Annotated in this window: 15 protein-coding genes; 4 read left to right on the top strand and 11 right to left on the bottom strand. The window is 57.6% G+C overall.

Annotated features, from left to right (window positions below):
• Positions 1 to 25: 25 nt before the first annotated feature.
• Positions 26 to 1480, bottom strand: coding sequence for a glucose-6-phosphate dehydrogenase (zwf, locus tag J7412_RS11130; protein ID WP_209078696.1), 1455 nt, complete (start codon positions 1478 to 1480; stop codon positions 26 to 28).
• Positions 1481 to 1485: 5 nt separating this feature from the next.
• Positions 1486 to 2493, bottom strand: coding sequence for a type I glyceraldehyde-3-phosphate dehydrogenase (gene gap, locus J7412_RS11135; RefSeq protein ID WP_209078697.1), 1008 nt, complete (start codon positions 2491 to 2493; stop codon positions 1486 to 1488).
• Positions 2494 to 2649: 156 nt separating this feature from the next.
• Here gap and J7412_RS11140 point away from each other — a divergent pair, with 156 nt between their 5' ends.
• A complete protein-coding gene (locus tag J7412_RS11140) occupies positions 2650 to 3648 on the top strand; it encodes a LacI family DNA-binding transcriptional regulator (RefSeq protein WP_209078767.1) in 999 nt (332 codons plus the stop codon).
• Here J7412_RS11140 and J7412_RS11145 read toward each other — a convergent pair.
• The 5 genes from J7412_RS11145 to J7412_RS11165 all read right to left on the bottom strand — a co-directional run bounded on the left by J7412_RS11145 (position 3645) and on the right by J7412_RS11165 (position 9163).
• Positions 3645 to 4346 (bottom strand): CbiX/SirB N-terminal domain-containing protein, encoded by a 702-nt coding sequence (locus J7412_RS11145; protein WP_209078698.1) that lies wholly within the window; start codon positions 4344 to 4346, stop codon positions 3645 to 3647. The two genes, J7412_RS11140 and J7412_RS11145, sit on opposite strands and share 4 nt — an antisense overlap.
• Entirely contained in the window at positions 4343 to 4912 is a 570-nt protein-coding gene (locus tag J7412_RS11150; protein ID WP_209078699.1) for a DUF4202 domain-containing protein, read from the bottom strand. Before J7412_RS11150 ends, J7412_RS11145 begins: the two co-directional genes overlap by 4 nt.
• A gap of 135 nt (positions 4913 to 5047) precedes the next feature.
• Positions 5048 to 7261: a PAS-domain containing protein gene (locus J7412_RS11155; protein ID WP_209078700.1), complete on the bottom strand. Its 2214-nt coding sequence runs from the start codon at positions 7259 to 7261 to the stop codon at positions 5048 to 5050.
• A 4-nt stretch (positions 7262 to 7265) separates the two neighbouring features.
• Positions 7266 to 8420 carry an FIST N-terminal domain-containing protein gene (locus J7412_RS11160; protein WP_209078701.1) on the bottom strand — a complete coding sequence of 385 codons (1155 nt, stop codon included), beginning with the start codon at positions 8418 to 8420 and terminating at the stop codon, positions 7266 to 7268.
• 56 nt (positions 8421 to 8476) lie between these two features.
• Positions 8477 to 9163 carry a response regulator transcription factor gene (locus tag J7412_RS11165; protein ID WP_209065081.1) on the bottom strand — a complete coding sequence of 229 codons (687 nt, stop codon included), beginning with the start codon at positions 9161 to 9163 and terminating at the stop codon, positions 8477 to 8479.
• A gap of 213 nt (positions 9164 to 9376) precedes the next feature.
• Here J7412_RS11165 and J7412_RS11170 point away from each other — a divergent pair, with 213 nt between their 5' ends.
• Together J7412_RS11170 and J7412_RS11175 are read left to right on the top strand one after the other, a co-directional pair.
• Complete coding sequence (locus tag J7412_RS11170) at positions 9377 to 10129, top strand: META domain-containing protein (protein WP_209078702.1); 753 nt, start codon at positions 9377 to 9379, stop codon at positions 10127 to 10129.
• A 91-nt stretch (positions 10130 to 10220) separates the two neighbouring features.
• A complete protein-coding gene (locus J7412_RS11175; protein ID WP_209065079.1) occupies positions 10221 to 10403 on the top strand; it encodes a CTP synthetase in 183 nt (60 codons plus the stop codon).
• Positions 10404 to 10425: 22 nt separating this feature from the next.
• On the opposite strand, the gene J7412_RS11180 is transcribed toward J7412_RS11175, so the two are convergent.
• Entirely contained in the window at positions 10426 to 11184 is a 759-nt protein-coding gene (locus J7412_RS11180) for an alpha/beta fold hydrolase (RefSeq protein WP_209078703.1), read from the bottom strand.
• A 172-nt stretch (positions 11185 to 11356) separates the two neighbouring features.
• On the opposite strand from J7412_RS11180, the gene J7412_RS11185 reads away from it, so the two are divergent.
• Positions 11357 to 11731, top strand: a complete 375-nt coding sequence (locus tag J7412_RS11185; protein ID WP_209078704.1) for a hypothetical protein — start codon at positions 11357 to 11359, stop codon at positions 11729 to 11731.
• Here J7412_RS11185 and J7412_RS11190 read toward each other — a convergent pair.
• The 3 genes from J7412_RS11190 to iolG all read right to left on the bottom strand — a co-directional run bounded on the left by J7412_RS11190 (position 11728) and on the right by iolG (position 15167).
• Positions 11728 to 12909: a crosslink repair DNA glycosylase YcaQ family protein gene (locus J7412_RS11190; protein ID WP_209078705.1), complete on the bottom strand. Its 1182-nt coding sequence runs from the start codon at positions 12907 to 12909 to the stop codon at positions 11728 to 11730. The two genes, J7412_RS11185 and J7412_RS11190, sit on opposite strands and share 4 nt — an antisense overlap.
• A 52-nt stretch (positions 12910 to 12961) precedes the next feature.
• Positions 12962 to 13837, bottom strand: coding sequence for a LysR family transcriptional regulator (locus tag J7412_RS11195; RefSeq protein ID WP_209078706.1), 876 nt, complete (start codon positions 13835 to 13837; stop codon positions 12962 to 12964).
• Between the two features lie 343 nt (positions 13838 to 14180).
• The gene (iolG, locus tag J7412_RS11200; protein WP_209078707.1) at positions 14181 to 15167 is read right to left on the bottom strand and encodes an inositol 2-dehydrogenase; all 987 of its coding nucleotides are present in this window, start codon (positions 15165 to 15167) and stop codon (positions 14181 to 14183) included.

The raw sequence follows: 15167 nt of genomic DNA on the forward strand, positions 1-15167 counted from the left end.
CCTTCCTATCTTGGGCCAATTGGCCTTAGTTACCGATCGGGCGCCAGCGACGCCCGCCCTGATGCATCAACATGAGTGCCTCTTCGGGGCCGGAACTGCTCGGATCATATGGCACCGGGCGCTGTCCTGCCTCTTCCCACGCGGAAATCAGAGGATCGGCCCAAGCCCAAGCGGCTTCCACTTCATCACCCCGCATGAATAGCGTTTGGTCGCCGCGGATGACATCCATAATAAGCCGCTCATAGGCGTCTTGTGAGATAAGATTTTTACCAAGAGCCTCTGCAAAGGACATGTCCATCGCCACCTCGGTCAGGCGCATACCGCCGGGGCCCGGCTCTTTGATGGTGGTACGCAGGGTGATGCCTTCGTCCGGTTGCAACCGAATGATCAGCGCATTGCCTTTGCGTCCTTCCATCTTATTGGGGAAGATGTTGTGAGGCGGGTCGCGGAAGACAACGGCGATTTCAGAGCTGCGGCCGCGCAGACGCTTACCGGTGCGCAGATAGAAAGGCGTCCCAGCCCACCGCCAGTTTCCTACAGCGAGCTTCATCGCGATAAAGCTTTCGGTGCGGCTGTCGGTGTTTTCGACGTCTTCGAAGTAGCTTCTGCCATCGCGGCCAGCGAGATATTGGCCGCGCACGATGTCGCTGAGCTCAACTGGTTCCAGCGCTTCGATTACCTTGACCTTCTCATCGCGCACGGAATTGGGCGTGAACTTGGAAGGCGGCTCCATCGCGATCAGGCACAGCAGCTGCATCAGGTGGTTCTGCACCATGTCGCGCATGGCGCCGGATTGGTCATAGTATCCGCCGCGACCAGCCACCCCGATGCTCTCTGCAACCGTGATCTGAACGTGGTCGATGTGGGTTGAATTCCACAGCGGTTCAAACAGTGAGTTGGCGAAGCGCAGCGCCATGAGGTTCTGCACGGTCTCTTTGCCAAGGTAATGGTCGATGCGGTAAATCTGTTGTTCGTCAAAATGCGACAGCAGATCCTTATTCAGCGCCTGGGCGCTTGCCAGATCGTGCCCAAAGGGCTTTTCCACCACAATACGGCTGTCGGGCGTGGCGATGCCATGCTGGCTCAGCCGTTGGGCGATAGCGCCAAAGAGTGATGGACTGACAGAGAGATAGAAGGTGCGGATGGTGTCATCCCGCAGATAGTCATTCAGCGCCTGCCAGCCGTCTTCGCCGGTTGCGTCGACGTGAAAGTAAGCGAGCCGCTCAACAAACGTTTCAACCGTGTCGCCCGGACGGAGGCCTTCGTCCACAAATTCCACAATTGCGTCTTTGATCAACGCGCGGAATGCGGCGTTGTCCATATCGGACCGCGCCGCCCCAATGATGCGCGCCTCAGCAGGCATCTGGCCCGCGCGAAATCTGTGAAACAGCCCCGGCAAAATTTTGCGACGGGCCAGATCACCGGTGGCTCCAAAGATCACCAGATCAAACGGAACAACTGGGATAACGCGCGCGACCATCTGACTTAACCCTTCAGAAGCGCGCCCATGCGGCGGCCTGTGTCGAGCATACGGTTGGAGAATCCCCATTCGTTGTCATACCAGCTGACGACGCGCACCAGACCATCTTCGGTGACGCTGGTCTGAGCCGGTGCAAAGACCGAAGAATGACTGTCATGGTTGAAGTCCGCGGAGACAAGTGGTGCTTCCTCATAGCCGAGCACGCCTTTGAGCGGGCCTTCGGCGGCAGCTTTGACGGCGGCGTTCACGCTTTCCACAGAAGCTTCTTTGGAAGGCACAAACACCAAGTCAACCATAGAGACATTGGCGGTGGGCACGCGCACGGCGGAACCTTCCAGTTTGCCTTTCAGGTGCGGCAATACGAGAGAGATCGCCCGGGCGGCGCCAGTCGAAGTTGGGATCATGGACAGCGCGGCGGCACGGGCGCGGTAGAGATCTTTGTGGTTTGTGTCATGGGTTGGCTGATCGCCGGTGTAGGCGTGGATCGTTGTCATGTAGCCGGTTTTGATGCCGAAAGCATCGTCGAGCACTTTGGCCACTGGTGCGAGACAGTTGGTGGTGCAGGACGCGTTTGAGACAATCATATCCTCGGCAGTCAGCGCATCGTCGTTGACGCCAAAGACAACCGTCTTGTCAGCATTTGCACCGGGAGCGGAGATCAAAACGCGCTTGGCACCGCTTTCCAGCAGCAGCGCCGCTTTGTCGCGTGCAGTGAAGATGCCCGTGCATTCATAGGCTACGTCCACGTCGGACCAGGGCAGTTCTTGCGGGTCGCGGATCGCGGTAAGGCGGATCGATTGGCCAGCGACTTTCATCACGTCGCCTTCCAGCGTCACATCCGCGTTCAGGCGGCCGTGTACGCTGTCGTACTTCAGTAGGTGAATGAGATGGTCGTTCGGTGACAGATCGTTGATGGCTACGACTTCAATATCGTCTGCGCCGCTTTCGATCAGGGCGCGCAGTACGCCGCGCCCGATGCGGCCAAATCCGTTGATGGCTATCTTGGTGGTCATGTCTTTCTCCCAACACCCTAAAACAGCGCTTGTGGTAGCGCCACCGTTAGCGCTATCGGTATACTCTAATCTTTCTGGAATCAAGGGGTCTCACGAACTTCTGCGAGGTGCGCTTTCAGGGTTGCGTTGGAGGTGGTTGTGTCAGACGATCTGGACATGGGAAAAAAGCTACTTCTCAAAGACATCGCCAAGCTCGCAGGCGTGAGTGAGATGACTGCGTCGCGCGCCATACGTGGTGCTCAGGACGTCTCTGAAGCCACGCGTCAAAAGGTCGAGCAGATCGCGCGTGAAGTCGGATATGTGCCGAATCGAATTGCCGGAGCGTTGGCTTCGAGCAAAGTGAATCTTGTGGGCGTGGTGGTCCCGAGCCTCAATTCTTCTGTTTTTCCTGAGGTTCTCTCAGGCATCAGTTCAACGCTGAAAGACACGCCACTGAAGCCGGTGATTGGTGTCACTGGGTATGATCTTCTGGAAGAAGAAGAAGTCATTCGCGAGATGCTGAGTTGGCGACCAACTGGCGTGGTCGTTGCAGGGCTTGAGCACAATGATGCTGCGCGCAAGATGTTGGCAAATGCAGATTGTCCAGTTGTCGAAGTGATGGATGTAGATGGGGATCCGGTCAAACACTGTGTCGGGATCTCACATCTTGAAGCTGGTCGCGTGATGGCGCGCACCATTTTAGAGGCGGGCTATCAGAAGATCGGCTTTATCGGCACCAAGATGCCGCAGGATTATCGGGCCGAAAAACGCCTGAAAGGTTTTGAACAAGCGCTCGAAGAAGCAGGTGTTTCACTTGTGGATCAAGAGCTTTATTCTGGGGTGTCATCGATTGAGACGGGTCATGAGTTGACCGAGATGTTGCTGGCGAGGACGCCGGAGCTGGAATGTATCTATTTCTCAAGTGACGTTTTGAGCGTTGGTGCGTACATGCATTGCCTGGCTAAGGGAATTTCAGTTCCCGACGAGTTGGCGCTGGCTGGGTTCAACAATTTGAAACTGTTGCGTGGTTTGCCGATGACCTTGGCAACGACGGACGCCCATCGATTTGAGATCGGCCAGAAGGCGGCGGAGATCATTTTGGCGTCACAGGGGCCGAATCCGCCGGCCCAAACTATAAAATTGGAGCCACAAGTCACGCGGGGCGGGTCGCTTTAGGCACAGTTGCGGAAGGTGTCAGCAACCATTTTTGCCGCTTCGTCCCATGTGCCAATAGGTGCCATGAGGTGCCCGGAAAACTCTGCTTCTTCAAGCGCTTCAGGGATGTCCTCCCGGCAGTGCTCTCCTTCCAGCGCGAAGAATGGCAGGCACAGGCTTTGCTTTGGCAGGTCCCGCGCGGCGTCGGCTATAAAAGGCGCTTCTTCGACAAAGCCTGTGGTGATTATTAGGTCCTTGAGGCGGTCTCTGAGCAGTTGAGCGAAGGCGTTGGCAGAGGCTGCGGCTTTGCGGCCTTTGGCTGAGCCATGAGCGGCCAAAAGCAAGTGACTCTCGGTGACCTCCCAACCTAGCGAGGTGAGCTTCGTTCGGATGCTTGCGGCTGCGACGTCCGGCAGAGCAGGGTGAAAACCGAGCGGTGGCAGAATGCTGAGATCAGCGCCGTTGAGCCGCCGGGGAAGGACTTTCGAGACAAACCAACCGTCCGCCATGAACATTGGAAAAATTGGTGAACCTGTTGGCATTTCAGCCACTTGCAGCTCCAGAGCTTCGGGCATCGCCAAGGTGGCTGCGCGAATGTGCCAGCCGGGCAGATGCTTGCCAACCGCTGCAGCGAATCCTTGAAGCCACAGTTCGGGAGGGACGGGCACAGACGGCTGTCCATGAGCTACGATGAGAGCTTCGCGTTGCGGAGTGCTCATGTGTTGGGGGCTTCGAAAGCTACAGCAAGATCAGCGGGCAGATCGAATTCAGCGAGCACGCGGGTGCGGGCGTCAGCGGACATTTTACGCGCCGTTTTAACCACGATATCGAGCACTTTTTCTTCAGGATGCTTGGCTGCGAAAGGCGCGAAGTACCACTTCAAGAAGACAAAACAGATAATGTCTTCAAGAGCTTGAACTTGATCGTTGCGTTTGATGCCTTCTTTGCGCAGCATCGCTCCGGTCTTAGAAATCTCATCTTCTGAGAAACCCGCATCGCCCATGATGGTCGAAACACGATCAGCGTGGTGCATCGCGAGGTCGCGACGCCATTTGAGATAACCTGCGCGGCCTTCAGGGTAATCGGCCCGTTTCAAGACCCAGCGCTCGATATGCTGACCCCGTGCTGCAATCTGTAAGCTCTCGGAAGCATTGGGAAAAAGCCGGTTGGCTTCCTCCGACATCCGCGTCCCATAGAGCAAAGCTTCGGGTTGGCCTTCATCCATTCTGGGATCTTTTGCGTTGGCTTCGTCAATGGCGTCCAAGGCGATTTGAAGGCGGGTCATGGCTGGCTCCGAGCTACTGCAATATCATTTATTTAGGCGGTGTCAGGGCGCGCGGAAAGGGGTAAATTTGGCGTCGGTATCACGTCTGTATTGCGTCAATATCGCGTCTGTATCGCGGGTGTGCATTGTCGGTGTCTAAGCCGACGGGGGTGGGGCGTTCTGAAGGGCGTCTTGCAGGGCTTCCAGGTCCAGAGGTTTGTGCAAAAGCGGCGCATTCAGAGCCGCACAAAGCGCTGACAGATCGGGGGAGCGGTTTGCAGAGATAACGCAAGCTGGTAAAGGTCCGAACAGCTCGCGCAGGATGGAGATGAGATCCGTCCCTGTCGCGCCATTGTCGAGTTGGTAGTCTGCCAGAACGACATCGGGGGCGATGTCGATTTCCCGCAGGAGGTCGAGGGCTTCTACATCGCTGCCGCAAGACAGAACATCCGCGCCCCAGTTTTCAAGTGTCATGCTGATCGCTTGCCTAAGAGCTTCGTCATTTTCGACAAGCAAGACGATCCGGTGGGTCAGTGGCTCGCTCGACTGAGTTGGCAGAACCTCTGTAGGAGGAGGGGTTTCATGCACGGCGGCCAGAGGCAGTGTGACGCAAAACCGTGTGCCGCGGCCGGGGGTGGAGTGAAGTTCCAAGGGATGCTTTAGAAGACGGCATGCGCGTTCAACAATTGCAAGTCCAAGTCCCAAACCTTCGGCAGGGCTGGCGGCTGCGTTTACGCGGTGGAACTCGTCAAAGACCTTTTGGTGTTGTTCAGGGGGAATGCCGGGGCCGGTGTCCCAGATTTCCACAACGACGGTGTTGCCCCGCTGCCTTGTGCCCACCAGAACGCGGCCGGCATTGGTGTAGCGCAGCGCGTTACCCATCAGGTTTTGCAGAATCCGACGCAAATAAGTGGCGTCTGAGGTGACGGAGAGGTCGGCGGTTCGCAGGTCAAATCGCAATCCCTTTTCAGCTGCAGCAGGGGACAATTCGCTATGCAGTTGCTGTAGCAGTTCATTGAGAGGGATGCGGCTCTCATGGACGGCTACACGTCCGGAATCAAGTTTGGAGATGTCCAGAAGTGCTCCGAGTATGTCTTCAACACTTTGCAGCGCGCCGGTCGCTTTCACGAGGCGTTCGCGCTGATCTGGCGCTTCAAGGTCGTTTTCCAATGAGGAGAGGTATAGCTTCGCCGCAGAAAGCGGTTGCAGCAAATCGTGACTGGCGGCGGCCACGAACCGTGATTTGGATGCGTTGGCGCGTTCGGCCTCAGCCAGGGCGTCGCGCAGTTCCAGAGTGCGTTCCTGTACGCGGCGCTCCAGCGTTTCATTCACCTGAGAGATTGCGCGCAATGCCCGACGTTCGGTTGTGATGTCTGTGAAGGAAATCACGAAGCCACCATCAGGCATGTGCTGGGCAAATACGGCCAGTGTGCGGTCTTCACCCAATGCGACTTCAAAAGACAGCGGTGCGCGGCGGCCCTGATGGGCGGACCATTCAAAGAGGTCCACCGCGTCGGTCGCGTTGCGGAAGGTCACGATGCGGGAGAGTTGGTCATAGACTGTGCGAAAAGGCAGGCCCAAGCGGAAGCGGCGCAGCGGGATCGACAGAAGCTCGCCCAATCGACGGTTCCAGCCGACCAGTCTGGCTTCGCGATCAAAGATGCCCACGCCTTGATTGAGGTGTTCCAGGGTTGCTTTTACCAGCCGGGCCTGATCGTCCAGCAGGCGTTCGCGTTCCTGCCGCTCGATCAGCATCATGTCGGTGACATCGGTTTGCAGCACCACGGTGCCGCCGTCGCGGGTGCGGTGCTCTGACACCTGCAGCCAGCGGTCACCCGCCATGCGGGCGTTGAAGACCACATGCTGTTCGCGGTGGCGGATCATGCGGCGTTTCTGCCAATCCTCCGAGGTGGTGCCTTGGGGAAGTTCCAAATAGGGGCTTGCAGAGACGATGCGCACATATTCGGCAAAGGGCAAGCCGGGTTTGAAAAGGTGGTGCACATCGCGCATGTGTTTGCCAAAGCGGCTGTTACACATCACCAAATTCTCGTTTGCATCAAAGAGCGCAAATCCCTCTTGCACCGTTTCAATGGCGTTGGCGAGGTTGGCGCGCGCGGCCTCGGCCTCGGCGTTGGCTTGCGCAAGAGATGCATTGGAGGTGTTCAGAAGATCCAGAGCACGCTCAAGCTCGAGCGTGCGGGCGCGGACCTCCTCTTCAAGCATCACAGCGCGTTCAAATTGCGCATATGCCACGCCGGTGCTGTCAGGGCTGGCTTCAGCCCGTCGCATCAGCGTGTCAACGATGGTCAGCAGTTTTTGGTTTTGCCGCTCAAGCGTGTCGGCGGGATCTACTAGGGACTGAGGCGCCATGGGCTTAGTCTTCCAGTGGCGGATAGATGGCGACACCAGTGAAGGTTTGGTTCACGTGCATGGAATTGATCTGTTCACCGTAGGTCGAAAAGCCAACCACTTTGTGTTTTGCCAGCACGCGGGAAATCTCTGTGGTGACCTGCTTTTGCGTGGCTTCGACGCGCCGGAGCAGGCAGTCGCAGCCCAGGATCATATCGGGGGGGCGCTGGTCAGACAGAACCGACAGTTCGCGCTCTAGATGGGACACCATGTCTTCAGGTTCCGCGAGGGTAAGAACAACTCCCTCGTCAATGGCTGAGAAAAACACCAGATCGCCGTTGTCCGCCACACGTTGAATGGCGCGGACGTGGGTTTGGTCACCGATCCGGACCACAACGGGATGTGCGGCAAAAGTGAATGTGGAAAGCTGTTCCGGATCTTTGCCAAGAATGCGGGCGTATTCCCGTGCCGCGGGCTCCGCGTTGATTTCATGCACCAAGCGCGTTGTTGGGTCTGCTGCGGTGACCACCATCTTTTGCTCGGTGGGCCGCAGATGATCGGTTTTGAACACATGTACGGGGCAGTTGGACCGAATTTGGATGAGAACGGCGGCATTGGTGTGAAAGGCACCTTCATAAAAAACATGCGTTACGCCAAAATCCTCTCCGTCACCTGCAGAGCCACCAAAAAGCGGCACTGGCCCTAAGCCCATCGCCAGCTCGGCGGCTAGTGCGTCTTCGCGGGTGGAAAGCCCATCTACGAGCAAAAACGCAAATTCTGATGCCCAGCGTGGGTGATCGGCTGCGAGCGCATTTCGGTTTTGGATCATCTCACTGATCCGCTCCTGAGCCCGCAATTCGGCGAGGTCATCAATGAAAAGCGCTTTGATGGCGAAATGCGCAGCGGGCAGCCCTACGGCAACAATTTCGCCTTCTGTGTAACCCTTCGCGCCAAGCTCTCCTGCGGTGGTGCATCCCACAACTTTTGTTTCGTTGAAGTGGGTTTCGGCCTTGGCAACCAACTCAGGCAGGTTTGTGTCCGGTGACACAAAGAGGATGACCAGTGCCAAAGGGTCTGATCCAAGTGCGTTGGCCAGTTGCGCCATGGCATCGGGCGCGCGGCAATCCGCAAAGCCCGTGCGCACAATTGTGGCATCCGTAAATGGCGTGCTGGCGTCCATAGCTGGCAATGTCCTCCCGTGACCGCTCCCTCGGTCACCTCCACAAGGTAGCCATGCTAACCGCTGCTGCGCAAGTGTTCGTCAAAACTGGCTTCCTTGGCGATGAGCACGGCTTGGGTGCGGCTATGGACCCCAAGTTTGCGCATGATCGCCGTGACATGTGCTTTGACAGTGGTTTCAGCGATGGAGAGCTCATAGGCGATTTGCTTGTTGAGCCTGCCTTCGCAGATGAGATCAAGGATGCGCGACTGCTGGGTGGTGAGAGAGGCGAGGCGGGCCACCGCGTCCTGGGTAGCGTCCTCTGTTTCTGAGCTGTTCACGTGGCCTTCCGGGGTGAAAGTCTGCCCGGATCCAATCGCCTCAAGAGCACGGCGGAACATATCGCGCTGGCTGTGTTTGGGGACAAACCCGGCGGCTCCCGCCTGAAGGGCGGCGTTGACCGTGCGGCTGTCGGCCATCGAGGAAACCACCAGAACGCGTGCTGAGGTGGCTTTGCCGAGACGGAGCAGACCGTCAAAACCGTCAACATCTGGCAGGTTGAGGTCAAGCACAACAAGGTCCGGTGCTGGGTTCGTTGAAAGCCAGGTGATCGCATCGGTGAGGCACGGAGCTGTGGCAACCTGTTTGATTGGCGAGATGGCCTGCAGCGTCATCACAAGTGCGTCGCAAAAGAGCGGGTGATCGTCCACCACAAGGGCGCTGGAGAAGCGGGTTTGCGTGGTTGTCGCGTCAGAATGGAGCATGGGAGCAGCGTAGCAGAGACATGCAGAAGGCCAAGAGGGCCAAAGGTCGTAAAAGGTAAAATGTGCTGCGTTGACTTGGCATGATGGGCGGCGGTTTGCCGCACGGCCCCCGTGGGCTTAGAAAGCGCAAGGGGCTGTGCTTAGGTTGTGGCGGAAGAGGTTGATTTCTCTCTTGGAAACCTGAGGCCGTGTTACGCTAGTAGGGCAGAATTCATGTCGTTTGCTCAAACAGTCGCAAAGTTGATTTTAGGTGCAGGGTTGGCGCTACCGCTGATCGCCGGGGGCGCGGCGGCTGACATTCAGGATTTGCTTGGCAGTGTTTCCTATCGAGAGCGGGTGGCGCTGCCGCCGGAAGCTTTGGTGGAAGTCACGCTTGAGGATGTGAACAAAATGGATGTGGCCTCCGTCGTGTTGGCGCGGCAGGTCTTGAAACCAGAGGGACAGGCGCCGATTGCTTTTCGACTGGCCTATGATGATGGGATGGTCGCTGAGAACGGGCGGTATTCGGTGAGAGCAATTATCAGAGTTGGTGGGGATGTGCTTTGGCGCAGTACCCAGCGCTTTGCGGCCTTGACCCAGGATGCGCCGGAAGACGTAGAGGTCATGGTGGAGCGGATGCCGTCTCGTGGAGATGTGGACCTGACCATCGGCAGCTGGCTGGTGGTGGTGATGAACGGCGAGGTCGTGCAAAGTGAGCGTGTGCCCCAGATTGAGTTTGGCGCAGATGGTCGCGTGAGCGGGAGCAGCGGCTGCAATCGGTTTACAGGCAGCTACACGCGCACGGGTGATCGTTTGAGCATTGGGCCTCTGGCGAGCACGCGAATGGCGTGCAGTGATGAGCTGAACGCGCAGGAAACGGCTTTCTTCAAAACACTGACACAAATCTCCTCTGTCGGTATCATGGATGGTGGCACGGTGCTCATGGATGGGCAGGGCGCGGTTGTGATGCGGTTTTTGGCAGAGTGAACTGTCAATAGCGGCTCAAAGCTGATCCAAATCAAGGATTTGGAGGCTGCCTGTGATAGGTCTTCGGGGAACAAGAGAAGGAGCTTTCCCGATGCTGAGATTGGCCACTATTTTGCACATTTTCATTGGCTCGACCTGTGCAGGTGTAGCCGTTATTGCCGCGCTGGTTGCAGGCATGAATACCGGCCTAGGCCTCTTTGGTGCTGCGCTGATCGGCTTTCTGGTGGCTTTTCCGGTGAGCTGGAAAGTTGCGCAGGCGCTTTACGCCCGCTGAGGTAAGGGCAAGCGCCTCGCGGTCAAAGATCCAGCCAGGCCTGCACTGAAGCGATAAACTCGCGGGGTTTTTCCGCGTGCAACCAATGGCCCGCATCGCGAATTTTTGCGAAGCGGGCTTTGGGGAATTTCTCCCGGATGGTTGGGCGATACTCGGTGGCGACATAGTCGGAGTCTGCGCCGCTCAAAAAAAGAGTGGGGCCCTCAAAGGCGCCGGGGATGTCTGGAAAGCTGAGGATTTTCGGCATTTCACTGTCCAGAACATCGAGATTGAGGCGCCACCGCTGTTCTTTTACGTCCAGAGACTGGGTGAAAAAGGTCTGTAGCGTGGTGTCTTCAAGGTGCTCGGCCAGCTGTGCGATCGCGTCCGCGCGTTTTGTGACCACAGAAAGATCTACAGCGCGCATGGCTGCAATGTTTTGGTTCTGATCATGGGCATAAGCCACAGGTGCGATGTCGGCCACGATCAACCTGTTCACTAGGCTAGGCTGGCTCAGGGCAAGCACCATGGCCGCCTTGCCGCCCATAGAATGGCCGAGCACATCCATTGGTGCGCCTTGGGCTTTGATCACCTCAGCCAGATCCGCGGCCATGTCTTCGTAAGAATGGCTGTCGTGCCATGGGCTTTGCCCATGGTTGCGCTGATCCACGCAGATCACGCGACGTGTGGCAGAAAGCCGTTTGGCGACCGCGCCCCAATTGCGGCCTGAGCCGAAGAGGCCGTGTACGATCAGCAAATCAGGTTCGTCGGTGGCGGTGCCATGGGTGATCAAATTCATCATAACCGCGTGATAGCGCGGCTTGGTCGCGGGTGCCAGCGCTGAGTGTGGTGGTGCAAAGCTTGGATATTGTTTGTTGAGAGCGCTGTTGCCAAGGCGTCGCGATCTCACGCGCTTGTATGATCCACGCTAAAAATCGGTTTCCCCTTCGGGAATTGCGATTTAGGCTACGCCGATGATGACAGGTGATGAAATCGAAGCAAAAGTGGCCCGTCTCTTGGAGCTGGCGCGCGAAAAATATGGCGTTCGGGCCAAATCACTTGAGCGCGCCATGCGCAAAATTGGCCGTCGCGCACCAACACGTCTGCATCGACAGGCAGGAGTGATCGCGGAGGCTCACAAGCTGGGTCAGCACCCCAAGCTTATGATGCAGGTTGATGGCGTGGCGGTGAAACGGGCCTTTGCTGAGATTGAAGCGCATTTGAAAGCGGTGGACGTGCGTGAACGGCGCATTGATCGCATTTTGGATGTGCTGGGTTCTGTGAGCTTCAACCTGATCCTTTTTGCGGCTTGCCTGATCGTGTTCTTGCGCTGGCATGGGGTGCTTTAGGAGGTTTGGGCGTTGGGCCTTTGGCACATCCATTGAATGTCTGATGTTCCTATAAACCGACCCATGCGAGCGAGCTCTGCGTCCAATTTGCGCGCTCTCGCATCCGTCCAGCGCACGCCGGGTTCCACCCAAAGCTGCGTCACAGTCAACACGCCTTTCTTTCGGTCAGCCTTGCATTCGATCCGGCCCACGAAGCGGTCGCCTTCCAATAGGGGATAGACATAGTAGCCCCAGATGCGTTTGGCGGCGGGAACGAAGATTTCGATGCGGTAGTCAAAACCAAAGAGGCGCGAGAGCCGGTCGCGGTCCCTGATGACCGGATCAAACGGGTTGAGGAGACGCAGGCGGCTGGTGGGGGCCGGTGCGCTATCCAGTTGTGCCTTGATATTCGGTGTGGCGAGCATGGGGATCCAATCACGGTTGGCTGCCTGGATTTCTACGGGGATCAGATCAGATGCTTCGACCCAGGCGCGGACATCGGGCGGATCAACGGCTTCCCAAAAGCGCTTGATGTCGCCAGAAGTGGCAAAGCCCAATCGCGCAACGGCCCCGCGGCACAGCCAATCAATTTGGTCTGTGTGCGGGATATCGCGGGTGCGTAGGGCTTCGGGAATGACCCGTTCAGGCAGGTTGTAGAACTTTTTGAAATTCTGTCGATAGCAGGTGGCGAGCTCCCCTGCATACCACATGTAATCCAGTGCGCGTTTGTGTGGTGGGCGGGACCACATCTCCTTTGGGCCTTCTATTTTGGTGTCAAATGCCTCGGTGGAAAGCGCGCCTTCGGCTGTGATGCGTTCTTTGATGCCAAGATCGGCACAGGTGGTCAGCGCATCAGCATACCAGCCTTTCTCATCCATCTTCGCCTTTCGCCGGGCAAATTGCGCGCGCCAGTACGGGTATGTTTCAATCGGTAAAACAGAGGCATCGTGGGTGAAATGTTCAAACACGGCGCGATCCTCGGCGAGAAGCGTGTTGAGCATTGGTTCCCGATAGTTCTGATTGCGCGACCACAGGATGTGGTGATGTGCGCGGGACAAAACCTGAATGCTGTCGAGTTGCACAAAGCCAAGCTTGCGGATTGTGGCGCGTGGATCAGCGGGACCTGTCGGCGATTCAGCCAATCCCTGCAAGGAGAGCCAGATACGGCGGGCGTCGCGGTTTGAGATGCGTAGAACCATACGGCGACGCTAGCGTGCGCGCCAGAACAAAGAAAGAACAATTTGCGGTTGGTCAGCTTGTTGCGGCCTTCATCAGCCATTTGCGAAAAATGCGCAGGTTGGGGCTGTTACGGCCCGGAAGCGTGACGATGTGGTAGCCCAGCTCCTCGCGCATCAAGGAGCAAATATGCGTAAGCGTGCCTGCGGCGACGTCGCGCTCAACCAGCGATCTGGGGTGTACTGAAACGCCAAGACCCGCGAGGGAGGCGGAGATGACAAGTTCATTGGTTTCCAGAACGGTAAGATCGATTGTTGATAGGTCGAGATCCGCATCTTCGATGACGCGGCGCAGCTCCAGCATATGGTTTTCCATCAGCCATGGAAGATGGCTGACATCCTGCATGGTGTTGAGTGTTTGACCTACTAGCAGCGTTGGTGACGCGACGACCCAGAATTCGCCTCTGGTTAGTAGGGTGCTCTCCAGTCCTGGCCATTGGCCATCACCAAAGCGTATCGCCATGTCAAACCCGTCGCGGCGGAGGTCAATCAGCGCAGAGTTGGGGGTTAGGCTGACGGTGACCTCGGGGTGCGCCTGCCAGAAGCCGCCCATGCGCGGCATCAGCCAGTTGATCGCGAAAGACGGGGTGAGGCTGACGGCAAGTGGGCGCGCGTTGGTTTGTTGGCGCAGGGCGTCTACGCCCTCTGAAATGATGGAAAATCCCTCGCTGAGCTGGCGGGCCAGTTGTTGGCCAGCCTCTGTAGTGGCCACCCCGCGACCTGACCTGTAGAGCAGCGGTTCTGAAAGCTCAGCCTCCAATTGGCGCACGTGTTGGGCAATGGCCGCATGGGTGACGTTGAGTTCGCGTGCTGCGGCGCTGAGGCTTTGATGGCGGGCGGCCGCTTCAAATGCGCGTAGGGCGGAGAGGGAGGGGAGAGCAGACCAATCCATATGTAATTCCAACTTACAGTATGGAAATCATATTGAATCGCATGAATTGCGAATGTCCAGCAATATCGGATGCAGGAGACCTCTAGGAGTGCATGATATGTTGGGAATTCTTTCAAATACGCTGCGTGTTGCGACACGGGAACAATCTTGGAGCGGGCAGGACGCTGCAAAAGAAGATGCGCCTGTTTTGCCGGATCATTGGCGTGAGCGTGAGACGTGCTTGCGAAAATGTGTTTCTGAGCGCCCCAAGCTTTTCGGCAAGTGATGACAAAAAACGCCCCGCGATACCGCCGGGCGTTTGCAATTTTGAGAGGCCACATAGGTGCGTGACCGCTGGGGATGGTCAGACCGCGACCGGTGCGCCACTCTCCAGAGACTGCGCTGCGGCGTCTGCCAGAACCTGAGCGCGGAGCCCGTCCGTGATGTTGGGCGAGGGTGTGGTGCCCTCTGACACGGCTTGCACAAAATGGGCCATCTCGGCGCGGTAGGCGGCTTCGTAGCGTTCTAGGAAGAAGTGCTGTGCAGGGGCGCGGCGGAAGCCGCTCTCTGTTGCCACTTCTACGGTGGTTTCCAGCATGTTTTCAGCCCGCAGCATGCCCTTTGCGCCATGCACCTCAATGCGCTGATCGTAGCCATAGGTCGCGCGACGAGAGTTGGAGATTTGGCAGATCTTGCCGCTTGCGCTGGTGAGCGTGACAGCCGCCGTGTCCACATCACCAGCTGCGCCGATTTCCGGGTCTACCAGAGAGGAGCCCACCGCGAACACGTTGGTCGGCTCTTCGTCAAGCAGGAAGCGTGCCATGTCGAGGTCATGGATCATCATGTCGCGGAACAGGCCGCCAGAGGTTTTGATGTAGGACACCGGGGGGGGAGATGGGTCGCGTGACTGAATGGTGACCAGTTCGACGCCACCGATTTCGCCAGCCGAAATCCGTGCCTGAACCTGCGCGAAGTTGGGATCAAACCGGCGGTTGAAGGCGGTCATGAAGGCAACGCCTGATGCCTCCACCGCAGTCATGCATTCGCGGATACGATCCGCAGACATGTCCACCGGTTTTTCGCAAAAGATCGCTTTGCCAGCGTCACACGCCGCATGGATCAGATCGTAGTGGGTGTCGGTGGGGGTGCCGATCACAACAGCGTCCACATCTGCACTTTGGATCAGATCCTCAGACAGCAACACCTTGGCATTGGCTTTGGAGGCCAGATCGGCGGCTGGTGCCTCAAAGGCGTCCGCCACCGCGGTGACGGCGACGCCGTCGAGTTGAGAAACGGAGCGGGCGTGTACCTGACCGATACGGCCGCACCCCAGAAGTCCGATTTTGAGCAT

This window comes from Shimia sp. R9_3 (assembly GCF_017743755.1).
GTDB lineage: Bacteria > Pseudomonadota > Alphaproteobacteria > Rhodobacterales > Rhodobacteraceae > Shimia.

Coding starts and splice junctions, on each gene's coding strand:
- zwf (WP_209078696.1), bottom strand. CDS start 1,480: ATGGTCGCGCGCGTTATCCCAGTTGTTCCGTTTGATCTGGTGATCTTT.
- gap (WP_209078697.1), bottom strand. CDS start 2,493: ATGACCACCAAGATAGCCATCAACGGATTTGGCCGCATCGGGCGCGGC.
- J7412_RS11140 (WP_209078767.1), top strand. CDS start 2,650: ATGGGAAAAAAGCTACTTCTCAAAGACATCGCCAAGCTCGCAGGCGTG.
- J7412_RS11145 (WP_209078698.1), bottom strand. CDS start 4,346: ATGAGCACTCCGCAACGCGAAGCTCTCATCGTAGCTCATGGACAGCCG.
- J7412_RS11150 (WP_209078699.1), bottom strand. CDS start 4,912: ATGACCCGCCTTCAAATCGCCTTGGACGCCATTGACGAAGCCAACGCA.
- J7412_RS11155 (WP_209078700.1), bottom strand. CDS start 7,261: ATGGCGCCTCAGTCCCTAGTAGATCCCGCCGACACGCTTGAGCGGCAA.
- J7412_RS11160 (WP_209078701.1), bottom strand. CDS start 8,420: ATGGACGCCAGCACGCCATTTACGGATGCCACAATTGTGCGCACGGGC.
- J7412_RS11165 (WP_209065081.1), bottom strand. CDS start 9,163: ATGCTCCATTCTGACGCGACAACCACGCAAACCCGCTTCTCCAGCGCC.
- J7412_RS11170 (WP_209078702.1), top strand. CDS start 9,377: ATGTCGTTTGCTCAAACAGTCGCAAAGTTGATTTTAGGTGCAGGGTTG.
- J7412_RS11175 (WP_209065079.1), top strand. CDS start 10,221: ATGCTGAGATTGGCCACTATTTTGCACATTTTCATTGGCTCGACCTGT.
- J7412_RS11180 (WP_209078703.1), bottom strand. CDS start 11,184: ATGATGAATTTGATCACCCATGGCACCGCCACCGACGAACCTGATTTG.
- J7412_RS11185 (WP_209078704.1), top strand. CDS start 11,357: ATGATGACAGGTGATGAAATCGAAGCAAAAGTGGCCCGTCTCTTGGAG.
- J7412_RS11190 (WP_209078705.1), bottom strand. CDS start 12,909: ATGGTTCTACGCATCTCAAACCGCGACGCCCGCCGTATCTGGCTCTCC.
- J7412_RS11195 (WP_209078706.1), bottom strand. CDS start 13,837: ATGGATTGGTCTGCTCTCCCCTCCCTCTCCGCCCTACGCGCATTTGAA.
- iolG (WP_209078707.1), bottom strand. CDS start 15,167: ATGCTCAAAATCGGACTTCTGGGGTGCGGCCGTATCGGTCAGGTACAC.